Raw genomic sequence first — 289 nt, forward strand, 5'->3', positions numbered from 1 at the left:
GACGGTACCTTACCAGCCGTTGGTAGTAATGGTAGAGTAACTGCAGGTACTGGTGGTTATGATGGTCTTTCGGGTAACGAAGTTGTAGCAAGCCAAATTGTATTAGACAACCCCCCAGGAGCAACTGCTGTTTATGTTGGCAATACAGTTACCATAAATGTAGATAGTGATAATCCTAAACTAAACAGCACAACAACCTTTTCTGGTTCTACGCCAGATTATACAAACCCAACAACTTCTACAACAGGTTTTACCTACCAGTGGCAAGTAAACTCAACTGGTGCTCCTA

Annotated in this window: 1 protein-coding gene; it reads left to right on the top strand. The window is 42.6% G+C overall.

Features of this window, described 5'->3' with window-relative positions:
* On the top strand, nt 1-289 hold a 289-nt coding region (locus tag Q0733_RS13060; RefSeq protein WP_298782783.1), incomplete at both ends, for a hypothetical protein.

Source organism: uncultured Polaribacter sp., from assembly GCF_947500975.1.
Lineage (GTDB): Bacteria > Bacteroidota > Bacteroidia > Flavobacteriales > Flavobacteriaceae > Polaribacter.